The sequence below is a fragment of the Photobacterium sp. DNB22_13_2 genome, assembly GCF_052873915.1.
Map to the genome: position 1 here is coordinate 35954 of NZ_JBNNXU010000008.1, position 25221 is coordinate 61174.

The following is a 25221-nucleotide window of genomic DNA, read 5'->3' on the forward strand; positions in this document are numbered from 1 at the left end:
GCGAGGAATGATCCTCGCAGCTTTTTGTTTTTTAAGCAGAAGTTACTTAATGCATTTTAGCATGTAGCTGATGATAGGATCGCTGGTATCCGTCATTGCTAGTGCTTTCGGCATATAAGCCGGTTTTTTGAGGATCTCACGGGTGATCAACTCATCAAGCAATGGCTTGAACTCAAAACCGGTTTTACCAATAAACAACGATGTTAGATCTTCATTGGCATAGGCATGTAATGCATCTTTCAATCCTTTCAGATAGAGGTAGTCTTTGGTGAAGCCTCCTCCACGATACGCGCGAGCCGTAATGGTGAAGGCTTGATCATTACTGATCCCGTAATCATGTTTGAGCACATGGAAGGTCTCATTAAAGCTTTCACCTTTGACCATCATATCGACGGCCACTACACGTAATGCCAGCGTTTTTAAACGGTGTAGTGGGAAGCTTCCCGACAAATGCTCACACAATATCGCCAAGCCTTCTTGGGTATGGGTGTTACCCGGTAAACCCAATTTAAGCACTTTCAACGGCTGCATATCGGCATTTGCGCTGGTCACTAGGTGAACTCCTAGTTCATGGTGGATAAGCGCATCAAGGTCCTTACGGTTGAATTTTGCCGTTTGGTTAACTTTGATTGTCCGGCCACTCACCATCGCGCGTGCGATCAGCTGCTTAGAGCCTGCAATTTTACATTTCACCCCATATTCATCTGCGGCCTGCTTGAAGGCCTGAATTGCTTCTTGGGCTGAAATGGTTTCTTCTTCAGGCTCGCTATATTCACAGGCGTGCAAGATAAAGTTCGCATTGGCGATATCGTTCTGATCCGGCTGGCCATAGTAGCGCAGCGAATTGTATAGAAACTCATCGCTCCCAATGCTGGTCAGCAAGTCGATACGAACGGCCAGCTGATCAATCACCTTGCGGTACATCGCCTGGATATCCGCATCGCGAATATCTTCCACCGGTAAACGGTATAGCTGTTCGCGGAACTTGAACGGATCCAAATCCAGCTGCCTATAGGTAAAGTTAAGCTGGTAATCATAAGGACGGTGCAAGAACCGGCGTTTTTCCTGTTTGATATTAAGCGGATTGATATAGCTAAGCGTATTCACTCCCCTTGCAATCGAAAACAGTTGGCGATCGAGCTTAAGTACTTCACGCGGTAGCTTAGAAGCCAATACGTGGCTGCCTGTCAGCTTCTTGATCTTAGTACGGCGCAAAATGGTTTCAGCAGCGTGCTCAGTCAACACGTTTTTCATCTCAGCGCGTAGCTTATCGATAACCAACGGGAAGCTTTCACCGCGTGCCTCATCCATGAAGACTTTCTTCACTTCCAGTGGCATGATCAGCGTATTGGCGAAATTGCTTTTTACAAAGCTGGCTTGATAACCCATACCTTGGAAAACATCATTCACCTCGGCGGTGATCTCAATGTTAGGTAGCTCGATGTTGCGAAGCTTACCGACCAAACTGTCAATTTCTTTACGCCAGCGACGCGTGTTGACCTGCCTTGTGCCGAGGTTGAACACAGGGACATCACGGTCAATGCGCTGGTAGTTGTACGAATGAACATCATACAACAGGCAAAGACCGAACTGGCTTTCCAGCGTGTCAATCAGACACGCTAGAATACGGTAATAGCCGTTATGCTTTGCCAGCGAAACCGCACGCTCTTCATCGGTGAGTGCCGTTTGCCAAACCGGTTTGCCCCATGCTTCATCATAGATGCAGTTTTCAGGCGCACGGTTTAAGTCGTACTCGTAGCGCGAGTCTTCACCTTGAAGAACGATAGGCAGCGAGGAAATGAAATCGCCGGTGAAGGGATCTTCCTCGAAGTAGCGCTCTTCTTCGGTGAGCAAACAGTTTGGCATTAGGTCGCCGCGCAAGCGGTGACCATGATGGATAGCAGTAGCAATGTAAGGTTGATACTCGCTGATGCGAATAGTCAAGCTTCCATCGTTAAGCTGGGCTTCAAACGGAATTTGCTGCTGGATCCTTTCCAGAATCTCCGCTTCAGAAAGTTGTAGCATCGGCAATCACCTGACGAAATTCATTTTTACGTGTAATGCTGACTTCTTTTGCCTTGACAACGGTTTCAGCAAAATCAATAACTTGAACTTGCAACTTTGTACGGTTCAAGCGGTTGATACGGGTAATACCACCTGGGCTCAACACGTTTACTTCAACCAGTTTGCCGTTGATAACATCCAAGCCTACAAAGTAAAGACCATCGCGAACCAGTTTTGGGCCAATGTGTTTACACAGACGTAGCTCTTGCTTGGTCAATGCATGCTTCACTTCTTTACCGCCAGCATGAATATTGGATCGCACATCACCTTTGGCTGGCACGCGGCGCATTGCCCCGATAGGTTCACCGTTTAGCATCATGATACGTACATCACCTTCTTCAGCACCTTCGATGTAGTCCTGAAGGATGACGTAGTTCTTGTCGTCCCCGATGTAGAAGTCCAATAGCGATTTTACGCTCGACTTGGCGCTTTTCTCTACCAAGATAACGCCTTTACCACCGTAGCCATTCAGCGGCTTCATGATCATGCGATCATTCGGGGTTTCTTCCAGCACGCGTTCTAAGTATTCACGGTTTTTCGATACATGGGTCACCGGGATGAACTCATTGTTCGGATCAGGCAGCGATGTCGTGTACAGCTTGTTATTTGCCACACGCAGTCCGTCGATGTCGTTCATGATAAAGGTGTGATCACGAACCGAGTCGAGGAAGTTCAGTGCCATGGTGTCAAGCGGCGGGTTAGCACGCATAAAGATGACATCAAAACCTGCCAACGGTAACTGGACTTTACGAAACTCTGCTTTGCGGTAAAAACTCGGGATATTGCTAGATACCTCCGTCTGTTTCAGCACCTGGCAAAATGCGATAGCCGTGCTGTGTCGCATGGTCAGATTATTCGGTGTTGTAATGGCTACCGTGTGACCGCGTGAGGCAGCCTCGTGGATCAGACGCAGTGTCGAGTCATTCTCTGGCTCAACTTTGTCCCACGGATACATAACAAAACAAATTTTCATAGCAGTCGCCTAATTACTGTCAACGTTGACAGGGGTATAAAGAAGTAAGCCATCGCACAAAGGGTGGATGGCTTATTCGTAATAGTTAATAGTGAGAGCAAAAGTGCTTTACTCAGTTTAGATCTCGATGTCAGTCTCGACATCGTCATCATCAAAGTCGTGAGCGTTCTGTTTTCGTTGTGAAACGCACAGGGTGTAACTACGTACTTTGTTAGTGGTTTTGTTCACGTATTTTGACCAGCACTTGGCATAGCTGGTTTGAATCTCTCTACTGCCGTTGATATCGACAAGAAACTCTTGTTCATTAACCGTTTCCGGTATCAATGAACCATCAGCGAGGCCACGCATAGTGCGACCAAAGTTTTCGAGTATTTGAGCTTCGCCAATGGTGAAAACACCTGAGCGGTTGAAACCTCGTGGGAAATTTTTATCGTCGTAAAATTTGCCTACACTTCTCATTGAATATGCTTCCAAACGTGATTTGCGCTGATATTCTTTCAGGTTGTTGATCTTGTAAATCAAAAGTTTTTCGTCGTATCGATTAAAATTTTTGATTAAGATGAAATGACATCAAGATGTATTATGCTTCCTTTAACCCTTAATCTTCGTCGTCGAGGACGCTAGTGGACACAGAACTCCTTAGAACCTTTCTTGAAGTAACCAAAACACGCCATTTTGGTCGTGCAGCAGATAATTTGTTTTTAACGCAGTCTGCGGTGAGCTTTCGTATACGCCAGCTTGAAACCCAGTTGGGGAATGACTTGTTTTCCCGTCAGCGCGGTAACGTGCATCTGACTGCCGCCGGTGAACGTCTCCAGCCTTATGCAGAAGCTATTTTGCAAACCTGGGGACGGGCAAGGCAGGATGTGGCATTGACTGAGACGCTTAACCAGCAAGTGACGATTGGGGCCTCATCATTGTTCTGGGAATTCGACGGTATTTCAGATTGGATAAGTCGGATCTATCAGCATGTTGATGGGCTAGCGTTGCGACTGGAATCTATTCCCCGTCAAAGTTTGGCAAAGCAACTGTTGGATAAAAGCGTCGATGTGGCAATCACCTCTGAGCCGCCCAAGATTGAAAACCTGCAAGTGACTAAGGTACGTGATTATCAGTTGCAGTTAGTGACCAAAGAAAAAGGTTGCACGATGGAGAGGGTTAAGTCACTTCCGTTGGTGTATCTCGATTGGGGCACGCGCTTTTCGGTTGAGCATAGCCGGATTGTCGAGCTTCAGAAGACGCCAATTATGCATACCCATTCGAGCAAGATGGCGTTGGAGTTTTTGATCAACAATAACGGTGTGGGTTTCCTACCTTCCCCCGTTGTGGCTGCCAGTGTGCAGGACGGTTTGTTGTTCCCTGTGGAAGAAGCACCAGTGATGGAGCAGTCGTTGTATCTGGTATGGCGAGAAGATACCGAAAAAGCCGAGATGCTGGAGTCTATGCTAGCGGTGCCATTTAACCAAATTATTGAAAGTGTGTAGCTACAACCGGATTGTTGTGGGTATCAGAATATTTAATCGTCGGCAGTAAAATTACTTGTTGTACATAAAATGTGGTGATCTCCTATTCTCTCGACATCTCCTCTAAGTTGGAGGAGATAGCGATACGAGAATATAGATGTATATCACAAATGGCATTATGGGATTGATGACCTTGATACTATTTGTCGCCGGTCCGATGGTATTTAGTATTTTTGTCATAATCCAAAGTTACACTTCGATAAGGTTTGGTAGTGATATTTTGCTGTTGGCATGTGTCGTTGCCAGCGTTCAATTAATCTGTATTTGTTATTTACTCTGGAATGGTTTCAGGAAACAAGCATGGCTAAGTTAGATCAAAAATTCTCTAAAGGGTCTAAGTCAAAACACAACTTCGATTTTGAAGGTGATTTTCAAGATTTCGACCAATCATCAAAGAAGAAAAAGCGCCGTATCGCACGCCAGCGTGACGCTTATCCGGAGTATGACGACAGCTATTGATTTAATGACTCGATTTAACCGGTTGATGTAACGATAAAGGGGGCCTAATGGCGCCCTTTGTGGTTTTTTAGGGGGAGTGGTTTACGCTTAAAGACAGAAGAATGAATGTTGAGGGGCTAACGCAATGTCTAAAAACCCAATGTCGATGGATAACGTACAAAAATTAGTTGGCGAGCAGGTTAAGGTGTTTGACCAATCTGGCCACGAGGCAGAATTCACCGTCAGCGAGGTCACTCAGCAACCTCGGCACGGTTTTGATGATCTCGGCCGGTTTATTGAACACTTTGTGATAACTTTTCAAGGGGATGGCAGTACTCATCTTCCTGATGGACATTATCACTTTAAGCACCCAAAACTAGGAGAGGTCGAGTTGTATGTTATACACAAGCATGATCATGACTACGAGGTGTTGGTGGAAACAGAGTTGGTCATAGGCCAGTTTAGTTGATGTGTCTTGATCAATATTTCTTGTTGCAAATCATGTATACTGCCTCCAGTTTGAATGTATGTACTGCAAAACAAGAGTGAAATGATGCTAGACAATATTTCTATTCCAGAAGATATCGAGCAAGAGCCTGAATTGGCTATCCCTTCTATTGACGAGCAAAAGCGCATTGTTGAAGAATTAAAGCGCTTAGAAGAAGCAGGTGAACTGACACCTGAAGTGCTTGAAGAGTTTATGACCGGTAAACGCACTGCACCTGAAAGCGAATAATGTAGCCGAAGCCTTAAATATTGAGTTTAAGGCTTGGTACTTGAAAAAGACATGAACACGGCATCAAGAGCTATCTTGGTGCCGTTTTTTATATGCTTCTTACTTCCTTTTCTTTAATGCCCATACTTTATTGTTGAACGCAATGTGCCCTCACTGACTATTTGAGAAGGCAGACTTTCTAATACTTAAGAATTATTTTATGGTGAGATTTATTGGATAATAAACAAAAGTTTATCTGTAACTTATTAAATTAGAATGACTTTTAATTTTTTGTGAATTATTGGCTAATAAAATAGTTTAACTTTTTTGTTGTGGTTATCATACTTTAACTATACTTAATTGTACGCAAAAGGAGGCATTACAATATCATTAGTTGTAATTGTTCATTTATTAGGAGTGCAATGAATGATTGAAGAAATTCAGTTTTATGAGCCCAACGAAGATTATGGATTTTTATCAAATTTTGCCGATAGTCCGATTCAGTTAAGTGACGTTATTTGGCCTACCAGTGAACACTATTACCAAGCTCAGAAGTTCACTGACACCTCTATTCAACAAGAAATATTACAATCCTCAACCCCTGATAAAGCATTTCTGTTAAGTAGAAAGTATGCACATTTAGTAAAGACGGACTGGATAGATGTTCGTCATTCGGTGATGAGATATATCGTTTTTGAAAAATTTCGTCAGAACCCACATTTTACCCATTTACTGGTAAGTACTGGTGATAAGCTATTGACGGAGCACTCCCATAAAGATAGCTACTGGGGGGATGGCGGTGACGGCAGAGGTCAAAATGAACTTGGCAAGATACTCATGGAAGTGAGGGATTACTTCGCTGAGCAGGAGCCGTTTAACTATGTCCACTTTGTTGATAGTGCGAAGCTTCCAACCCAATGGGGCACGTTTAGGATGTACGGTTTTGTAGAGCATGCAACAGGAAAAGAGCACCTTGCACTTGTCTATGGTGATCTGAAAAATGGTGAGCCACCATTGATACGTTTGCATTCTGAGTGCTTGACCGGTGATGCTTTATTTAGCGCCCGTTGCGATTGCGGCTTTCAGCTATCAAGGGCGATGGAGAATATCGTAAATGCTGGTAGTGGTGTGCTCTTTTATCTAAGGCAAGAAGGCCGAGGAATTGGGCTAATTAATAAAATTCGTGCTTATCATCTTCAAGATAACGGTGCAGATACTGTCGAAGCCAATGAAGCACTCGGCTTTGCTGCTGACATGAGAAATTACTCTTTCTGTAAGGGAATGTTGAGCTTTTTAAATATTGAGTCAGTCAAACTAATGACAAACAACCCGAGAAAAGTTAAAGCTTTGGAAAAGGCAGGAATAAACATAGCGGAGCGTGTGCCATTGCAAGAGGGGAATAACCCACACAATAAGGGCTACTTGAAAACTAAAGCCAATAAATTAGGGCATATGTTTGATAATACATTCATTAAATAATGCATTGAGAAATGAAATAAAATGAGTGTAATAAAGCCATCTTGAATAAGATGGCTTAAAATTAATTAGTTGCTCTATCATTGCTGAGTGATTATAAATATTTTTTAACAATAATATCAATCTTTCCTGTTGATCGTAATATGTTTAATCTTTTATTGATAAATGCCTGTAGTTCTTCATCCATTTTAGGATCAAATGCAAGATAAATGGGGTAGTCAGGGATCACCGTATTAAAAGGTTGTAGAATGTAATTTGCTTTATCCTGATCCTGTTTTTTTAAGTTATATTTAATTCGCGATTCCATTTCCACAAAGGCGGTATCTCCAGGGATTTTATTTATCACCCTAAAGGCAGCACTATAGTCTTTAACCCTGAGTTCATCGACTGCTCCATCTTTGATATAAGGCATAAGCTCTGGGTAGTCAAAGCCATGTAACAAGACAATGACTTTATCTTCCAAGTCTTGCATTGTGTTGAAGTTAAATGGACTTGCTTTGCTACTGACTAACACATGTTGAACATTGTATATCGGGGAGTCAGATAGATTTTTGGCCTGGACGCCTCCCCAATTAGGGCTACCATAGGTAATCCAGTTTGCTTCTTCCCCTGCTTCAAGCAAGGTTATCATGCGGTTGAAGGGATAGGTGTGGTATTTTATATTGTATTGGCTTTGCTCGAATACGGCTTTGACAATATCGGTAACAATACCTTCGTGACTATTCCCGCTTTCAATCTGAAAAGGTTCGGCTTGTTTAGCAATGACATAATAGTTGACTGCTTCAGCATTGGTTTCGGTAGTATAAAGTGGGAGGGTGAACACGAAACCTAACGAAAATATTGTTTTTTTATCCATTTTCTATCCTTGTCTAATTATTCCATTTTGAAGGTCTATTATTAGGTTAGTAGAGGAATAGGAAGATGCGAGTTTAAGGATGAAGGACGTGACAAGATCGTTAAAAAAAATTCGTCAGCTGAGCTTGGCTAAGCAGTTATTGTTTTTGATTGTCTTGTTGAGCTCCCTGTTTACTTTATTGTCAACTACGCTGAGTTTGTATCTAGAGTATAAAGGTGAGTTAAAAGAGATAGACAATCGGTTTATCCAAATCCAGGATAGTTACCAGTCCAGTCTGACGTCGAGCTTGTGGGTGGAAGACCGCGAGTTGTTAACGACGCAGGCAAAAGGGGTGTTGAGCCTGTCTTCCATTTCTTACGTCAAAATTTTCGACCGTGATCAAATAATCCTCGAACTTGGAGAGCCCCTTACTGATAGTGTTATAGAACGGCAGTGGCCGTTGTCCCATCAAACAAGAAAGAAAGAGTTTGCTCTGGGAACCTTAGTAGTCCAATCAGATCTCAAGCCAGTTTATCAGAATCTCTATGATACGTTTCTATTGCTGCTATTTGGTCATAGCTTCCAAATATTCTTTATCTGCGTTTGCATTTGGTTTATTGCATACCGGCTTGTTGTTCAGCCGCTGATGAAGATGTCTATTTCGGTTACCAAGTTTGATGAACAAAATGTTCCGCTCCCTGTGAAGTTAACGCAGCGCTGGTTTGATGATGAAATTACGACCTTAGCCACGCAGTACAATCGTTCCGCAGAACACATCCGACACCACTACAGGGAGTTAGAAGCTGCAAGGGAAATCGCAGAGCAAGCAAACCTCAAAAAAAGTGAATTCCTTGCCAATATGAGTCATGAAATTCGTACCCCGATGAATGGGATCATTGGGTTATCGGGCTTGATGCGTGAGATGGAGATGTCAGCAGTACAAAAAGAGTATATCAATATGCTGCACACTTCTTCATTGTCTCTGCTTGATTTGATCAACGATATCCTCGACTTTTCAAAAATTGAAGCGGGCCAACTGGAGCTGGAGACTGTCCCGTTAAATGTATTTGAGTTGAACAAAGAAGTTGAGTCCCTGTTTATAGTCAAGGCGGCAGAGAAGGGACTGAATTTTACATGTTCGGTTGAAAAAAGTATTAGCCCTATGCTAGCTGGGGATGGGGCTAAGTTGAGGCAAGTCTTAAATAATTTAGTGAGTAATGCGATTAAGTTCACCGAGAAAGGACACGTCTCACTTACTATAGAGCAACAGAAAAGCACGAAGGATTATTGTCGAGTAAAATTTTCAGTCGCTGATACAGGCATTGGAGTTGCAAAGGATAAGCAAGACACAATTTTTGAAAAATTTCAGCAGGCAGATGGCAGTACGACAAGGCAATATGGTGGCACAGGTTTGGGGTTGGCGATCTGCCGGGAAATGGTCAAGCTGATGGGAGGGGAGGTCAGCGTTGAAAGTCAGCCCGGCGAAGGTAGCACTTTCTCTTTTGTGATCGACTTACCATTTGAAAAAGTGACTATTCCTGTAGAAGAGCGATCTATTTTTGAAGGGCTGAACTTTCTACTTGTCGACGACAGTATGTTGAATATGCGTATTACAACGGTGCAACTTGAAGCCTTTGGTGCAAAAGCGGTAAGTTGCCTCGATCCTAATATGGCTATCCCGATGGCTGAAAAGGCCATGATACAAGGGGGAGGTTTCGACGTGGTGATCATTGATAAGTATATGCCACTGCTTGATGGTTTTGAACTAGCCAAGCTGCTGCAGCGGCATTTTGGGGTTAATTGTCCGAAGTTAATGATGATTTCTGCAGCGCCAGAAATGAATGATGAAGAGAAAGCGCTAGGTCTTGGTATAAAATCTTTTCTCACCAGGCCTTATAAAGATGCGCATTTGAAGTGGGCGATTTTGAAGTTGGTCTCTCCACAATCAGGCGCTGCAGATAAAGAAAGGGTACTTAATTCAGTGCCATCACGCTCCGATGAGAATACTGTTTGTGCTCAACCTCAAGAAGTGATGAAGGAAGGGATAGAAGACACGGTGCAACACCCTGTGTTGAAGAGTAAACCCAAACAGCGTGTCGATGGCAGTAATGTTCATGGTTCTGAAGCATTAAAAGAAAGCGTTAAGAACAGCGAAGTTTCCCAGCAAGGCGAACCAACGGTAAGGGTGTTGGTGGTTGAAGATACTCTGATCAACCAGAAAGTGGCGAGGATGATGTTGGAGAAAGCCGGTGCGATTGTTGAAGTCGTTGAAAACGGCCAACTCGCGGTGGACATATACCAAGAGAAGCGCTTTGATGTAATATTTATGGATTGTCAGATGCCAGTTATGGATGGTTTTGAAGCGACTCGTCAGATCCGTGAAATAGAGAAGCAAACGGGAGGGTTTACCCCGATTGTGGCTCTCACTGCCAATGTAGTGAAAGAAGAAAAAGATAAATGTTTTGCTGCTGGTATGAATGACTTTGTGTCAAAACCTGTCTCTTTGCAGATCTTGAAGCATAAGCTTGAACAGCATGCATCTGTGCCAGTCACTTAACAGGTGTGTTTAGAAGGAGTAGGACTCATTTAAAAACAGCGCTCTTTGAGCGCTGTTTTGCTTACCTATCATTTGTCTTTAACTCAGGGACCAATCTTCTCTCAGAAGCGATAGATGTTGGTTGTATAGGGTAATCACAACCGTCAGGGTATTGTTGAAGGTATCTTCGGATATTTCATCAATCACGTAGAAATCGCTGCTTTTGTTTTTTAGTGAGCTATCTACTAGTAATTGAAGGCTGTCATTGATATCACCATCGATGGTGAGCGTTTCTACAGCGTTAAGCTGTATGTTTTGGACTTCAATAGGGACAAGCAGCTCAGGGGTAGCGAAAGAGAATGCGGATGCTGTCAGTAATGCAATAGCTGCGAGTGTGCGGGATACCATGATTCAATAATATGTTGTCAGTCAGTGAGGTTACTTTGACATGGCTTCGGTCAGGAAATGTCAGCGTAAGGTAAAAACAGTTGAAAATACGCCCTTGAGTGTATTCAAAGGCGCTGGTCGCTAAAAGTATATTAAAACGGCGTTCATTTTAGTCTGAATATAAAGATTAAGTTTTGAAGTGGTGCTTATTTAACCATTGAATTCATTGAAACGTTGTTGCCCAATTTTGTGTGGTGAGTTTGTACTAACAGCAACAACTTATTGATGGTTCTCATAGAGCTTATCCAGTGCAATGGATAAGCCGTTCTCTGTCACTACCCGAATGTGTGACTTATTTAGTAATCTCGCATTAGTGACTCCACAGGAGTGGGCGATCACACCCAGACCGTAATTAATGTATTTATTGTAATTGGCGACTCGTTGGGTTTTGTCTTCCACATGGAGCCCTTGCTGTAGTCGCTTGTTGTGAGTTGTAATGCCTGTTGGGCAGGTGTTTTTATTGCATTGCAGGGCCTGGATACAACCAAGGGCAAACATATGACCTCGAGCTGAAACAACAAAGTCCGCCCCTAGGGCAATGGCCCAAGCCACTTTTGATGGTGTGATCAGTTTGCCAGAAGCAATGACTTTTATTTGATCTTTTAGCTGGTGTTTTTCCAGTCTGGCGACAACAAGCGGTAAACTTTCTTTTAGCGGCAGGCCGACATAGTCGATAAGCGGTTGAGGTGCAGCCCCCGTACCTCCATCCGCGCTGTCGATGGTAATAAAGTCCGGAGCACTGTCTTTCCCTCTGCGTTCAATTTCTTCCAAGAATTCATCAAACCAAGTTAACGAGCCGATAACGGATTTAAACCCGACGGGTTTTCCTGTGGTCTGCCGGATGAAATCAATCATATCGAGTAAATCACCAACAGTGCGGATATCGATATGTCCGTTAGGACTGATCGAGTCTTGCCCTTCGGGAATGCCACGAATTTTAGCAATTTCAGCGGTGACTTTACCGCCGGGTAATATCCCACCTTTACCGGGCTTAGCCCCTTGGCTCATTTTGATTTCAAACATTTTGACTTGAGGGTGATCGGCGACTTCTTCTAGCTTCTCTTTGCTAAGGTGACCTTCTGCGTTCCTCACGCCGTATTTGGCTGTTCCAATTTGGTAGACAATGTCTGCTCCACCTTCTAGGTGGTAGGGGCTTAATCCGCCTTCTCCAGTGTTCATCCAGCACCCAGCTATTTTGGCGCCGTGTGACAATGCTTGGACTGCGGGTTTGGATATCGCGCCGTAGCTCATACCTGAAATATTAAAAATTGACGTGGTGGTATAAGGAGTGCGGCAGTTGGATCCTATGGTTATGGGGGCGGGGGTAACGGCATCCTCTTCCAGAGTTGGAAAGGCACAATTCATGAACATGATGGTACCGGTTGGTTCAAGGCTTCGAGTTGAACCAAACGCGAGAGTCCGGTCAACGTTTTTGGCGGCTTTGTATACCCAGCTTCTTTCCGCTCGGTTGAAAGGCATCTCTTCTCGATCCATAGCAAAAAAATACTGGCGGAAAAACTCCCCTTGTTTTTCGAATAAATAGCGGAAGCGGCCAATTACAGGGTAGTTATGACGGATAGCATGCTTGTTCTGGCGGATGTCGGCGATGTACATGTATATCACTGCTACTACACCGAGCCCGATAAAGATGATGAATAGCCCTGATAGAAAGTTAATACCAAAGATTAATGAGTCGCCCATAGTGCCTCCAAGATGAAAACTCGATCTATGTTCAATGGATGGGTATTAGATTAGTTTAATCAGGAATAAAGAACGTACTGGTGAAGATTAATTTCACCTTTTTATTACGATGCTTTTGCTGAGGGAAAGGAGGGCTATAAAGCCAAACAAGAACATTTGGCTTTTATGTGGGAGTGTATAGCTCCCGGATTTGACGGTATCGTGTTTATGCCACAGTTAAGCTGTTCTTCTTTTCAGCGCCGCGAAGCATGGCATGGATGAGCTCATTGGCTTCAAATTTGGTCAGAGCTTCATGTGCGCCTACCTGATGCGCTTGCGATACGCTGATCTCGCTTGAAAGTGAGGTATGCAAAATTATATAAGCATGCGAGAGCTGAGTTGTGTTCTGTACCTCAAAAGCAAGCTCATAACCATCAAGCCCTGGCATTTCGATGTCACTGACTAGGATGTCAAATGGCGAGCCAGCTCCTGCTGCATGCTTGAGCATCTCAAGTGCATCATGGCCATTAGTTGCAATAAAATAAGGTACGGAAATACTGTCGAGAGCCTGGGATAATTGGCGTCTTGCAACTGCTGAGTCATCAACCAGTAGAATCTTCAGTGGTCTCAATACTTCACGTTCCATGTCGGTCAAAATGGGTTGTAAGCTATCAGGATTATCCGGAAACACTTTCGACAGAAGTAGCTCTACGTCCAGCAGTTGGACTAATTTATTATCAACTTTGGTAACACCGGTAACGAATACATTCTTACCTAGAGCACTTGGTGGCGAGTCAATATTGTGCCAATTACATTCGGTAATACGGTCAATGCCTCGCACAAGAAAGCCTACCAACATACGGCGGCAGTCGGTAATGATGATGTAGCTGTTTTTGAGCTCATCTTTAGAAAGTGGGGGATAGCCCACGGCTTTTGCCATATCAATAACAGGGAGGGTATCGCCGCGCAAGGTCGCAGCACCCAAGACTGTCGGGTGCGAATGAGGGATTGCGGTTAACGGGGTATAAGGAACAATTTCTTTTACCTTGAGTGTGCCGATGGCAAAAGACTGCAGATGGGTCAGTTTAAATAACAGCATCCCCTGAGATTGATTTGTTGCTGCTTTAATCATTGTCCAGTCCCTTTTTAATAGTATTAGTCACGCTAACATGCGGTGCCCCAAGCGGTATATTTTAGCGGTTAATGGTGAGGATGGAACAGGCGGCGGTAGATAAATGGTCGGACTTTGATCTTTAGCCATATAGATAAGCGATATATTTCCCCTCTATCATTCAATGTGTTGCTATGTGGGCGAATTTTGAACGGCTATCGATGTTTTGTCGCTATCTTGCATGATTATTTCATATTGATTTGAGATGACATTAAAAATGCCACTAAAAGTATCACTTCGCTTTCACACATCATAAAAACCTAGCTAACACTTAATGGAACTTTTTTGAGGGCGAAAAAAATGTGCCTTCAATTTTTACTTCCAATAACCATTACGTGGAGAAATAAAATGCAAAAGGGATTACACCTGAGTAAGTTGGCATGCGCTATGGCAGCCATGCTGATGGTCGGCACTGCCTCAAGTGTCCAGGCCGCTCCAACCCATGACAAGAATGTCATTGGTTATATTACTCAGTGGGAAGCATGGAAAGGGACTAATGCTGGATTCAGTGTGAAAGGTGAAGCAACACACTTGAACGTCAATATGGATATTTACTCTATTTTGAACTTCTCTTTTTTTGGGGTAGCTAAAGATGGTTCACTTCATAGCGGCGATCTACGCAATAAAAATATCTACCAACCGAGCGTGGATCAAGAGCCGGGATCATTACTTCACCCAGACGTATACTCTAGCTGGGACTTCCATATTTTGTGGGGCGAATTAGAGTATATCCATCAGTTCCCGGGCAATGAAGCTTGGGAAGCCGATGCTCTGCGCAAAGTTCAAGAGCAAGGTTTTGTTAAATCAGGTAACGGCTGGCTTCATACGCCAAGCGGTGTTTCTGGCCAAATGCCTATCCCACTTAAGAAAGCGGGTGGTGCTCCCGGCCTCATTGATCTTGCCCATCAGAAAGGGGTGAAAGTGATGGCATCATTGGGGGGATGGAGTATGTCAAAGCATTTCCCCGAAATGGCGGCGGATCCGGTGAAAAAAGCCCGTTTCTTGACAGATGTCGATAAATTGATGGCATTGGGCTTCGATGGTATCGATATTGACTGGGAATACCCAGGAACTGGTGGAATGAACTTCCAGGGTAACCCAGAAGACTACGGCAATTTTGAACTATTAATAGAAGATATCCGCGAGCGTATTGGTCCTAACAAGTTGCTGACAGCGGCATTTTCAGCCTCTACAGCGAAACTCGAAGGTTATAATTGGCCACGCTTGGTCGCATCGATGGATTACTTCAATATGATGACCTACGACCTAAATGGTGGGTGGTCCAATGTCGCGGGGCACAATGCACCGCTATATCCATACCCAGAAGAAGAATATCAGGATCTCCAACTTGACCATCTACGTGCATGGATGGCCGCGAAAGGGATCCCATCAGATAAAATCAACTTCGGTGCGGCTTTCTATGGTCGTGGGGTTCAAACGACAGAAGCAACGGCGTATGTTGGGGCGCCAACAGACAAACGTACAGTGAACTTCAGTGTTGATGGTCCTACTGAGTCAGCTGTTGATCTAGATAACTGGAAAGACTTTGAAGGGCAGCCAAACTACAACTACATTATGCAGTCCGCGGGCTGGGAGCATAAGTGGGATGTCAATGCTAAAGTACCGTATGCTGTAAAAGGTAAATACTTCCTGAGCTATGACGATGTGCCTTCGATCGAGAAAAAAGCGCAGTATATTGTCGATAACCAGCTTGGCGGTGTTATTGTCTGGCAGGTACATGGCGATATAAAGTGTGAGGGCTCCTTTGTTAGCTATGGTGCCAAGCTTAAGCAATGTACTAACCTCAGCTCACCATTGGCTGAAGCAATCGACAAGGTATTCTCTGCTGGTGGTGGTACGGTAAACACGGCTCCCGCCTTGACTGTACCAGCTTCGCAGAATGTTGATGCAGGTGCTGTGATTAGTTTTGCTGTGTCAGCGACAGATGCAGAGAGCGATCCCCTGAGCTTTACCGCGACCAATGCAGCCGTGATTGATAACGGTGATGGTACAGCGACTGTCACTTATCAAGCCCCCAGTACTGCGACTGACACGCAAGATACAGTTACGGTGGAAGTATCTGATGGACGTCAGTCTGCAACGAGTTCTGTTGTTATCAACGTCAAAGGTAGTGGTATCGTTGATAATACGCCGCCAGTACTGACTACGCCGGTGAATGCGACTGTGAAGAGTGGACAGAGCGTAGTGATCAGTATCCAAGCGGAAGATGCCGATGGTGACCTACTGACTTTCACTGCTTCTGAAGGCTCCGTAGCAACTACCGAGACTGGTGCTGATATTACTTTTGTTGCACCTACTGTCACTGTCGATACCGTTGTTGATGTGACTGTTACTGTTTCTGATGGCATTGCCAGTGAAACTGCGATGATTGCTGTGACAGTACAAGCCGATTCGACCGGCGGTCAAACGACTTGGGATCAAAATAAGGTCTACAACACTGGTGATACAGTGCTGTTCAATGGTGTGAAATATACCGCGAAATGGTGGACCAAAGGTGAAGAGCCGGGTAAAAGTTCTGCCTGGGAAGCATTTGATGACGGGAGTGTGGGCGAGTGGAGCGCAAGCAAAGCCTATTCAGGTGGCGATCAAGTAACATTCAATGGTCAAACATACAAAGCGAAGTGGTGGACTAAAGGAAATCAGCCTGGTAATGCTGGTGGCCCTTGGCAGCAAATGTAATTTCGATCACTTAACTGGTTGATTAGCTCATCACTTAATGTCTACAGACTTAGTTCAGGCCCGCAATTTGCGGGCCTTTTTCCTATTCGCAGGACAAGTGAGCGCTTGACCACTATATTTAAGGTGGTGAAAGGGCGTTGATTAGAAGGTAGACGGATATGGAACTACGTAATAAGTCAGGCGACATTGCAAAGCTTGCCGATAACCTCACATTAAAAGAAATCGTGGATATGGGCTTCTCGTTAGATATCTGCGATGAAGCATATGATTCGAACGAGCACTGGACAGTAACGGGTGATTCAGACAAAGGTAAAGCGGGTGAGTACCCTTCAAAATGATTTACTGTGTCTTGTTAGGAAAAGCCAACAAAAGGTTGGCTTTTTTTGGCGCTGAAATTGTTGACTGCGGACTTGCCAAACAGCAAAAGGTTGTACGTTATCTGTACTTATGTGGTTGTTTATTAAGCATTTGACTCGGTTGTTTGTGATCTGGGTCACGCACTGGCAATCAACACTTCTTTTCCCTGCCAGTTGTGCCAATATAGCAACTGTTCGATGCACATCACCTTTGGCTCTAAGCCAAAACCCAATAAGCGGGCATCGTATAATGGCTATTACCTCAGCCTTCCAAGCTGATGATGCGGGTTCGATTCCCGCTGCCCGCTCCAAGCCTCCTGTCTTGTAATACCCAATCTATATATTTGAAAATAAAGCGCTTAAGAGCGTGTTTTGCTGTGTCTGGCGATTAGAATTACAGTTGTGCTACAAGCCAATTGATACAGTTGGGGACCACAAAGGGACCAAGGTGGGGACCACATTGGATTTACTGGCTAATAGAAAGATGCATTTCACTTTGCGAAATAACATCAGCTCAATATAACTATTTCTAATGGCTGAACCTGGTTAAGTACATCAATCTTCGGTTTGTTCGTCATCAATCACTTCTAGTAAGTCACCAACCTGACAATCTAGATAACGGCATAGCTTTTCTAAAGTATCAAAATCGATTCGGTTATTTGTTTCATGATAGAGGCGAGTAACAGTATTTCGGTTAATGCCAGCATCTCTAACAATATCAGCAATCTTGAGTCTTTTGGCTCCCATAATGGCTGAAAGGTGGCACTTAATCATTTTCTATTTCCGCAACATATTGATATCCAGAGTATAACTTAGGATCAGTGCCAGGATCTAGCTGCTTTCAAGGGCTAATTGTTACCTTGCTAGACCTTAAATGTACCTTTAGAGGTACAAAAAGTGCTTGACGAGTATTCTCTTGAGGTCGATAATAACCCTCAAGAGGTACAATAAAACACTTTGGAGGTTTTATGAGCTTTACCTATCTAACAACCGCAGAACTATCCGCGGTCATCAAATATGACAAGAGGGTCATTCGTGAGCAGTTAAAGGATTCTGTTCTGTTTGAAGGTATTCATTATATTCGTCCATTTGGTGGTCGGAAAATCCTTTTCATCTGGGAGCGCGTTGAAGAAGAGATGTTGAATGGTGTGACAGCGTATTCTCTGACAAATGGAAATTGAGAGGTGAAATATGGGAAGCATCAATGTCAAAAATAATAAGTTGTATCTGGATTTTAGATATAAAGGGCAACGGTGTCGTGAGTATACCAAGCTGATTGATAACAGTAGTAATCGGCGCCGACTCGGACAGTTACTAAAAAATATTGAAGCAGAGATCATCCTTGGGACTTTCGACTACGCCAAATATTTTCCGAAAAGTAAAAAAGTCGAAAAGTTTGCTGTACTGGCTGAACACAAGCATAAAGCAAAGGCATATTTTGAGTCACCAGATGCCCCAAGGCTAAATGAATTTGCTGAGATCTGGTTATCTGAAAAGCATATTGAGTGGCGCAAAGGACATTATGAAGATGTTGACGGTATTCTTAGAAAGTACATCATACCCATGTTCGGTAGTAAGAAGATCAGCGCCATCACCAAGCAACAAATCTTAAGCTTTCGATCTACACTCGCCAAAGTTCCAGGTCGAAAGGGGAAGGTACTTAGTCCATCTCGCATCAATCATATCATGACGCCATTAAGGATGATGCTAAATGAAGCCGCTGATCGTTATGAGTTTACTTCGCCTTGGAAGAATATAAAAGCGTTAAAGGTAGGACGTACTGAAGTTGATCCTTTCAATTTACAGGAAGTAGAGCTGGTGATTCAAAATGCACCGGCTAACTTCAAGACCTATTACATCACGCGTTTTTTTACCGGACTCAGAACTGGTGAAATTGATGGTTTAATGTGGAAAGACGTCGATCTGAAGAACAAAACTATCACGGTCAACCAGAGTTTGGTTCGCGGTGAATTGTCGGATCTTAAGACAGAGGGTTCTTACCGTGTCGTGATGCTGCCAGACAGGGTAGTGGAGACATTAGCCGAACATAAGATAGTTTCATCTCTCAAATACAAATACGTTTTTACAAACACCAAACATCAGCCTCTTAACTATCAGGTGATCTCCCGTTCGGTTTGGTACCCCACACTGCGTAGAGCAGGACTACGCCCAAGAAATCCCTATCAAACCCGTCATACTTACGCGACGTTATTGTTAGCATCAGGTGAGTCTCCTGAATGGATTGCAAATCAGATGGGTCACACAACAACAACTATGCTATTTCGTGTTTACTCGAGGTATGTACCAAACCTAACTCGCCGCGATGGCAGTGCATTTGAACGGTTTCTCCAGCAAGGAGGTCACGTATGAATTATTCAGTTTTAGCAGTCCACTGCATCAGTATATGCCTTGATGTTGTTTGTAATCAAACGTTTAGAGATTTGAAGCATGAAGATATAAACGCTAAATTCAATAAGTAGCAAAGCAGGGTGGTATTTCAGACAGTAACACTTTTTCAAAGTAATTTAAGCCGCAATATTGAAAACATCAAGAGACTATCGTAGGTTTGAAAATAACATAAGTTAATCTTTCGAGAAGAATAGGCGGTGTCAATAAATTGAATCGCTTACTAAATATTAATATTATGTGTTCTGCTGTTTGATGGAAAAATAAAAAGCGCTGCTATATAAGGCAGCGCTCGATTGACATTTAAATCAGATTAACCGGTTCAATGACTACTTGTAGATATAACCGTTCACAATATTTTCTAAGTACTCTTGGCGGCCTGACTCCTTAGTTGGTGACAGATTATTTTCAACACTGTACCTAGCCAATGATTCTAATGAGTGGTCACCAGATAGAATTTTTCTACCTAGGTCTTCGTTCCAGCCCGCATAGCGCTGTGCAATATTTTTAGAGAGAGTGTCGTTTTCTATCATATCTGCAGCGCGCTCTAGAGCCAAAGCCATGGTATCCATCCCGCCTATATGGCCATGGAACAGATCTTCTGCGTCGATTGAAGGGCGGCGCACGCGCGCATCAAAGTTAAAGCCACCTGTAGTAAAGCCACCCGCTTTGAGGATTTCGTACATCACGAGTGTGTTTTCTTCAACACTATTTGGGAACTGGTCGGTATCCCAACCTAGTTGAGCATCACCGCGGTTTGCGTCGATAGAACCAAATAGGCCTAATGATGTTGCGGTCGCTACTTCGTGGTGGAAACTGTGTCCTGCAAGTGTTGCATGGTTTGCTTCAATGTTAACTTTGATTTCATTCTCTAAGCCGTACTGTTTTAGGAAGCCATATACACTAGCGGTGTCGTAGTCGTATTGATGCTTGGTTGGCTCTTGAGGTTTAGGCTCAATCAAGATAGTGCCGTTGAATCCGATTTTGTGCTTGTGCTCAACGACCATCTGCATGAGTCGGCCTAGTTGTTCGCGCTCTTGACGTAAGTCTGTGTTGAGTAATGTTTCATAACCTTCGCGTCCACCCCAAAGTACGTAGTTTTCACCGCCCAGACGTTGAGTTGCACCCATAGCATTGAAGATCTGTGTTGCTGCGTAGGCAAATACTTTAGGATCAGGGTTAGTGCCTGCTCCAGACATGTAACGAGGGTTAGAAAATGCGTTCGCGGTACCCCATAGCAGTTTCAAGTTGGTTTCCGATTGTTTTTGTTCTAACACGTCAACCATTTTTTGGAAATTGTTAACGTACTCTTTAATCGAATTTCCTTCTGGAGCGACGTCGGTATCGTGGAAACAGTAGTAAGGAACACCTAGCTTCGAGAAAAACTCAAATGCGTGGTCAGCCTTCATCATTGCCATTTCCATCGCATCACCATTTTTTAGCCATGGACGATCAAAAGTACCGGCACCAAATACATCTGAACCGGGCCAGCAGAAGTTGTGCCAATAACAGGCGGCAAAGCGTAAATGATCTTTCATGGTTTTGCCAAGAATCATTTTATCTGCATCGTAATGACGGAAAGCCAGTGGGTTGACTGTTTCACGACCTTCGAATTTTATCTTGCTGATGTTTTTAAAAAAATCATTCATGTTGTAAATGGCCCGTTAAATTCTGATAAATGGTATTCAAAGAAATAATCAACGCTTTTAAAGCTCTCATCAATTGTTTTTTTTAATATTCTAATTTAGCTATTTATTAAATGTGCTTTAGCGCTCAAACATAAAACAAACTTAACGTAATGGCTTTAAGTTGTTGTTTTTAATTGATTTTTGTTTTTAGGTGTTCTTGTAATTCTGATGTTTATCACAAATGGTAAATATCGTAAGATGATTGCGAATTTGTGTAAATTGAAATGGCCGGTTGAAAAAGGAAAAATGGTCGGCAAATAAAATGTACCTGGAGAATAATAATGAGCGTGAACATACTGTCCGTAAGAGAAAAGATTGCTTACGGTTTGGGAGATACGGGCTGTAACTTTGTCTGGCAAACAGTAATGTTGTTCTTGGCCTACTTCTACACTGATGTTTACGGCTTATCCCCAGCTCATATGGGGACGATGTTTTTACTGGTTCGTTTCATTGATGCTGTGACTGACCCTCTGATGGGGTCCATTGTTGACAGAACCCAATCGAAATATGGTCGCTACCGTCCATACCTACTTTGGATGGCGATTCCTTTCGGTGTCGCATGTATGCTGGCATTCTACACACCTGATTTTGGCACAACCGGAAAAATCGTCTATGCATATGCTTCATATATTTTCTTAACATTGATGTATACAGCGATTAATGTTCCTTACTGTGCAATGGCTAACGCATTATCTAATGATTCGACAGAGCGCACCTCGCTTCAGTCTTACCGTTTTGCGTTGAGTACCGCTGGTGGTCTTGTGGTAGCAACGGTGGCTTTACCGCTGGTTGATATGATTGGTAAAGGTGATCTGCAGAAGGGCTATCTAGGTGCCATGGCCACCATGGGCGTTATCGCGATTATTTTGTTTCTCGTGAGCTTCGCTAATACCAAAGAGCGATACGTGGCAGAATCTGAAGAAAAACAATCTGTTTGGGCTGATTTGAAGCTCCTGATGAGCAATAACCAATGGCGTGTTTTATTCATTCTAAACGTCATCTTGCTCACAGGAGCTGTACTGAAAGGCGCAACAACCATGTATTACGTGAATGCTGTTATGAAGCGCCCTGATCTCGCTACATTGTTTATGATCGCTGGTATGGTTGCTGCAATTATTGGTGCGCTTATCTCTGCTCCGGTGTTTGGAAAGTATAACAAACCGACGGTATACCGAGCGTTAATTGTGGTATCTGGCACTACTTCGATGCTGATGTACCTAATTGACCCTTCAAATGTCGAGATGATCTTCTCTGTCTCTATCATTCTTGCGTTAGTACAAACCGCAACGACGCCAATCTTATGGAGCATGATGTCTGATGTGGTTGACTACGAGAAAACACGCAGTAACCGCTCGCTCGGTGGCATGGTGTTCTCAACTAACTTATTTGCTATCAAACTGGGTATTGCATTGGGTGGTGCAGCTGTTGGGTGGATTCTGGCCTGGTCTGGTTATGTTGGTGGGGCTGAGACACAAAGCGCAGAGGCAATGAATGCAATTAACTTGCTCTATACAGTCGTTCCAGGTGTGATGTTTGCATCACTGGCAGTGCTCATGCTGTTCTACAAGCTAGATACACAAAAACTGACTCAGATAAAAGCCTTGTTAGAGTTGGATGCAAAACAAACTTCCAATAAAGCAGAGCCAGCACATAACGCCCAGCTTAGTTAACCCCTAGCTCTCATCGCTCCTGATGAGAATCAAATGGCCCTGAAACCCAGGGCCATTATTTTGAAAGAATTTAATTAACAACTATTGCATAGAAACTGATCACAGTTTCAATTGTAGGAATTTATATATGTCTATCTACAAAGACGCAAAATACACAACAGCAGAGCGTGTGACGGATCTGCTTTCGCAAATGACGCTTGATGAGAAAGTCGCTCAGTTGGGTGCACAGTGGCTTATCCTAGATGAAAACGGAGACCACCAAGAGCGTGAACTAGAGATGTCTAGCAACGTTGTCTCACGTACTGTTAAAGAAAAACTAGCGCATGGTCTGGGACAAATCACTCGCCCGTTAGGTACCCATACGGTTGGTGCAGAGAAAGGTGTCAAAGCACTGAATCAGTTACAACAACATTTAGTGGATGAGACGCGTCTAGGTATCCCGGCTATTTCTCACGAAGAGTGTTTGGTCGGTTTGATGGCGAAAGATGCCACTTTATACCCATCGTCATTGAACTATGGCCATACTTGGAATCCGGAATTAATCGAACAAGTTGCGAAAGACATTGGTCGCCAAGCACGAACTGTTGGAGCAAAGCAAGGCTTGGCACCAGTGTTGGATGTATCTCGTGACGTACGTTGGGGGCGAACCGAAGAAACTTTGGCTGAAGACCCTTACTTAGTCGGAGTGATGGCCACCAGTTACGTAAAGGGCTTGCAGGGTGAGGACCGTGATTTGCTGGCGACGCTGAAGCATTATGTTGGCCACTCTGCGAGTGAAGGGGCGAGAAACCATGCACCTGTTAATCTCGGTTTTAAAGAACTTAACGACACGTTTTTGCTGCCGTTTGAAATGGCTGTGAAGTTAGGTAATGCAGGCTCGATTATGCCTGCATACCATGATATTGATGGTGAACCTTGTCATAGTTCATCATACTTGCTAACTGAAGTATTGCGTAACCAGTGGGGGTTTGATGGTCTGATTGTTGCTGACTACGGCGGTATTGAACTACTCAGTGAGCACCACGCTACAGCAGAAGATCGTGTTGATGCCGCTGCCCAAGCGTTCAATGCGGGTTTAGATGTAGAGCTGCCAGATGATGCTTGCACGACTTACATCAGCAAAGCAATTGAGCGTGGTTTGATCACAGAAGAAAAAATCAACGAAATTGTATCAAGAATACTCACGTTGAAGTTTGAAATGGGTCTATTTGAAAATCCATACACGCCAGTGCCAACGGAGTCACTTCACAACAAAGCCAGTGAAGATCTAGCATATCGTGCCGCGAGTGAATCGATTGTACTGATTAAAAATGATGGTCAATTGCCACTTAGCAGTGACACCAAGATCGCTTTGCTGGGGGCAACTGCTGACGATCCATTAGCGCTACTTGGTGGTTACAGCTTCCCTGTTCACTTAATCCTCAGTGGCAGTGAATCAAATGAGCGTGTTGCAAAATCGATTAGAGAAGCCCTTGAAGAGCGTGTGAACGTAGTGGGTTATCATAAAGGTTGCGATATCTTAACTGAGCGTTTAGGCGGAGCTCCTGTCTTCCCTGGAGATGTCGATATGGCGATTGCACAAGATGCGACGTCTCCTGTGAGTATGGATACGTCGAACATTGCCTTCGCAGCATCGATGATCAGCGATGCTGACGTGGCAGTATTGTGTGTCGGTGACCTAGCTGGCCTCTTCCAAACCGGGACAATTGGTGAAGGCTCAGATGCTGATTCTCTGGATTTACCGGGTGTTCAGCAACAATTATTGGATGCCGCTCTAGACAGTGGTAAACCAGTCGTCGTGCTTGTTACTGGCGGCCGCCCATATTGCTTAGGTCGTGCTGAAGAAGAAGCTGCTGCTATTGTTTATGGCTGGGCGCCAGGGCAAGGTGGTGCAGACGCTATTGCAGATATGCTTACCGGTGTCACCAACCCAAGTGGTAAATTGACTATTTCTATTCCAAAGAATGTCGGTGCGGTACCGTATTTCTATAACCATAAGTTGAAGAGTGCGGGTACGCCAATTGCCTTCCATTTTGGCTCAAAGTACAACTTCGGGCATGGTTTAAGTTACACTACGTTTGACTACGGTCAGGCTTGTGTCAATAAGTCAGAGTTCAACTTTGAAGAGGAGATTTCATTCTCAGTTGAGATTACCAACTCTGGTGAGCGTGCGGGTGCGGAAGTGGTGCAACTTTATGTGCGTGATAAATGTTCATCAGTGGTGCGTCCTGTAAAAGAGCTGAAAGGCTTTAAGAAAGTGTATTTAGAGCCGGGAGAGAGCAAAACCATTACTTTCTCACTACCAGTGGATATGCTTAACTTTACGGATGCTTCACATCGTCGTGTGGTTGAAGGCGGTGAGTTTGACTTGATGATTGGCCGCTCGTCTCAAGATATTGAAGCCCGTGAGACTATCCGAGTTGAGTCAGGTAAACATTACCTCAATAAAAACTGGAAAATGATTTGTCAGACTAGTGTGAATTAAGTACGAAAGCATTATGTTTCGTAACAATACGTTTAAGTAGAGCATTATTCTTGTTAAT

Annotated in this window: 21 protein-coding genes and 1 tRNA gene; 13 read left to right on the top strand and 9 right to left on the bottom strand. The window is 43.9% G+C overall.

Annotated features, from left to right (window positions below; all coding sequences use genetic code 11):
* Positions 1-42 precede the first annotated feature (42 nt).
* The 3 genes from ACVA58_RS13765 to maoP form a co-directional block, all read right to left on the bottom strand.
* Positions 43-2025: a flavohemoglobin expression-modulating QEGLA motif protein gene (locus ACVA58_RS13765; protein WP_446511018.1), complete on the bottom strand. Its 1983-nt coding sequence runs from the start codon at positions 2023-2025 to the stop codon at positions 43-45.
* A complete protein-coding gene (gshB, locus tag ACVA58_RS13770; protein WP_446511019.1) occupies positions 2009-3037 on the bottom strand; it encodes a glutathione synthase in 1029 nt (342 codons plus the stop codon). The genes ACVA58_RS13765 and gshB overlap by 17 nt, the downstream gene beginning before the upstream one ends.
* A gap of 117 nt (positions 3038-3154) precedes the next feature.
* Complete coding sequence (gene maoP / locus ACVA58_RS13775) at positions 3155-3496, bottom strand: DUF413 domain-containing protein (RefSeq protein ID WP_446511020.1); 342 nt, start codon at positions 3494-3496, stop codon at positions 3155-3157.
* Between the two features lie 164 nt (positions 3497-3660).
* Between maoP and hdfR the strand changes: the two genes are divergently transcribed.
* From hdfR to ribA, 5 genes are all read left to right on the top strand, one after another.
* Positions 3661-4521: an HTH-type transcriptional regulator HdfR gene (hdfR, locus tag ACVA58_RS13780; protein ID WP_446511021.1), complete on the top strand. Its 861-nt coding sequence runs from the start codon at positions 3661-3663 to the stop codon at positions 4519-4521.
* A 339-nt stretch (positions 4522-4860) separates the two neighbouring features.
* Complete coding sequence (locus ACVA58_RS13785; protein ID WP_446511022.1) at positions 4861-5019, top strand: hypothetical protein; 159 nt, start codon at positions 4861-4863, stop codon at positions 5017-5019.
* 124 nt (positions 5020-5143) lie between these two features.
* Positions 5144-5467, top strand: coding sequence for a DUF6916 family protein (locus tag ACVA58_RS13790; protein ID WP_446511023.1), 324 nt, complete (start codon positions 5144-5146; stop codon positions 5465-5467).
* Positions 5468-5551: 84 nt separating this feature from the next.
* Positions 5552-5734, top strand: coding sequence for an ATPase (locus ACVA58_RS13795; protein WP_446511135.1), 183 nt, complete (start codon positions 5552-5554; stop codon positions 5732-5734).
* Between the two features lie 405 nt (positions 5735-6139).
* Entirely contained in the window at positions 6140-7192 is a 1053-nt protein-coding gene (ribA, locus tag ACVA58_RS13800; RefSeq protein WP_446511024.1) for a GTP cyclohydrolase II, read from the top strand.
* A gap of 91 nt (positions 7193-7283) precedes the next feature.
* On the opposite strand, the gene ACVA58_RS13805 is transcribed toward ribA, so the two are convergent.
* Positions 7284-8045, bottom strand: coding sequence for a substrate-binding periplasmic protein (locus ACVA58_RS13805; protein WP_446511025.1), 762 nt, complete (start codon positions 8043-8045; stop codon positions 7284-7286).
* Between the two features lie 79 nt (positions 8046-8124).
* On the opposite strand from ACVA58_RS13805, the gene ACVA58_RS13810 reads away from it, so the two are divergent.
* The gene (locus ACVA58_RS13810; protein WP_446511026.1) at positions 8125-10581 is read left to right on the top strand and encodes a response regulator; all 2457 of its coding nucleotides are present in this window, start codon (positions 8125-8127) and stop codon (positions 10579-10581) included.
* A gap of 78 nt (positions 10582-10659) precedes the next feature.
* Here ACVA58_RS13810 and ACVA58_RS13815 read toward each other — a convergent pair whose 3' ends face one another.
* The 3 genes from ACVA58_RS13815 to ACVA58_RS13825 form a co-directional block, all read right to left on the bottom strand.
* The gene (locus tag ACVA58_RS13815; protein ID WP_446511027.1) at positions 10660-10968 is read right to left on the bottom strand and encodes a hypothetical protein; all 309 of its coding nucleotides are present in this window, start codon (positions 10966-10968) and stop codon (positions 10660-10662) included.
* A gap of 258 nt (positions 10969-11226) precedes the next feature.
* Positions 11227-12708 carry an FMN-binding glutamate synthase family protein gene (locus tag ACVA58_RS13820; RefSeq protein ID WP_446511028.1) on the bottom strand — a complete coding sequence of 494 codons (1482 nt, stop codon included), beginning with the start codon at positions 12706-12708 and terminating at the stop codon, positions 11227-11229.
* A 205-nt stretch (positions 12709-12913) separates the two neighbouring features.
* Positions 12914-13819: a chemotaxis protein gene (locus ACVA58_RS13825; RefSeq protein ID WP_446511029.1), complete on the bottom strand. Its 906-nt coding sequence runs from the start codon at positions 13817-13819 to the stop codon at positions 12914-12916.
* 387 nt (positions 13820-14206) lie between these two features.
* Between ACVA58_RS13825 and ACVA58_RS13830 the strand changes: the two genes are divergently transcribed.
* The 3 genes from ACVA58_RS13830 (at position 14207) to ACVA58_RS13840 (ending at position 17225) form a co-directional block, all read left to right on the top strand.
* Complete coding sequence (locus tag ACVA58_RS13830; RefSeq protein ID WP_446511030.1) at positions 14207-16558, top strand: glycosyl hydrolase family 18 protein; 2352 nt, start codon at positions 14207-14209, stop codon at positions 16556-16558.
* 158 nt (positions 16559-16716) lie between these two features.
* Positions 16717-16896 carry a hypothetical protein gene (locus ACVA58_RS13835; RefSeq protein WP_446511031.1) on the top strand — a complete coding sequence of 60 codons (180 nt, stop codon included), beginning with the start codon at positions 16717-16719 and terminating at the stop codon, positions 16894-16896.
* 254 nt (positions 16897-17150) lie between these two features.
* Positions 17151-17225, top strand: a tRNA-Gly gene (locus ACVA58_RS13840).
* Positions 17226-17469: 244 nt separating this feature from the next.
* Here ACVA58_RS13840 and ACVA58_RS13845 read toward each other — a convergent pair.
* Positions 17470-17688, bottom strand: coding sequence for a helix-turn-helix domain-containing protein (locus ACVA58_RS13845; protein WP_255045270.1), 219 nt, complete (start codon positions 17686-17688; stop codon positions 17470-17472).
* 194 nt (positions 17689-17882) lie between these two features.
* Here ACVA58_RS13845 and ACVA58_RS13850 point away from each other — a divergent pair, with 194 nt between their 5' ends.
* Entirely contained in the window at positions 17883-18095 is a 213-nt protein-coding gene (locus ACVA58_RS13850) for a hypothetical protein (protein ID WP_446511032.1), read from the top strand.
* Positions 18096-18105: 10 nt separating this feature from the next.
* On the top strand, positions 18106-19284 hold the full coding sequence (locus ACVA58_RS13855) for an Arm DNA-binding domain-containing protein (protein ID WP_446511033.1): 1179 nt from the start codon (positions 18106-18108) through the stop codon (positions 19282-19284).
* Positions 19285-19649: 365 nt separating this feature from the next.
* Here the strand turns inward: ACVA58_RS13855 and xylA are convergent, their stop codons facing one another.
* On the bottom strand, positions 19650-20969 hold the full coding sequence (gene xylA / locus ACVA58_RS13860) for a xylose isomerase (protein WP_446511034.1): 1320 nt from the start codon (positions 20967-20969) through the stop codon (positions 19650-19652).
* Between the two features lie 320 nt (positions 20970-21289).
* Between xylA and ACVA58_RS13865 the strand changes: the two genes are divergently transcribed.
* On the top strand, positions 21290-22678 hold the full coding sequence (locus tag ACVA58_RS13865; RefSeq protein WP_446511035.1) for a glycoside-pentoside-hexuronide (GPH):cation symporter: 1389 nt from the start codon (positions 21290-21292) through the stop codon (positions 22676-22678).
* Positions 22679-22805: 127 nt separating this feature from the next.
* Positions 22806-25163, top strand: coding sequence for a glycoside hydrolase family 3 N-terminal domain-containing protein (locus tag ACVA58_RS13870; RefSeq protein WP_446511036.1), 2358 nt, complete (start codon positions 22806-22808; stop codon positions 25161-25163).
* Positions 25164-25221: the final 58 nt, after the last annotated feature.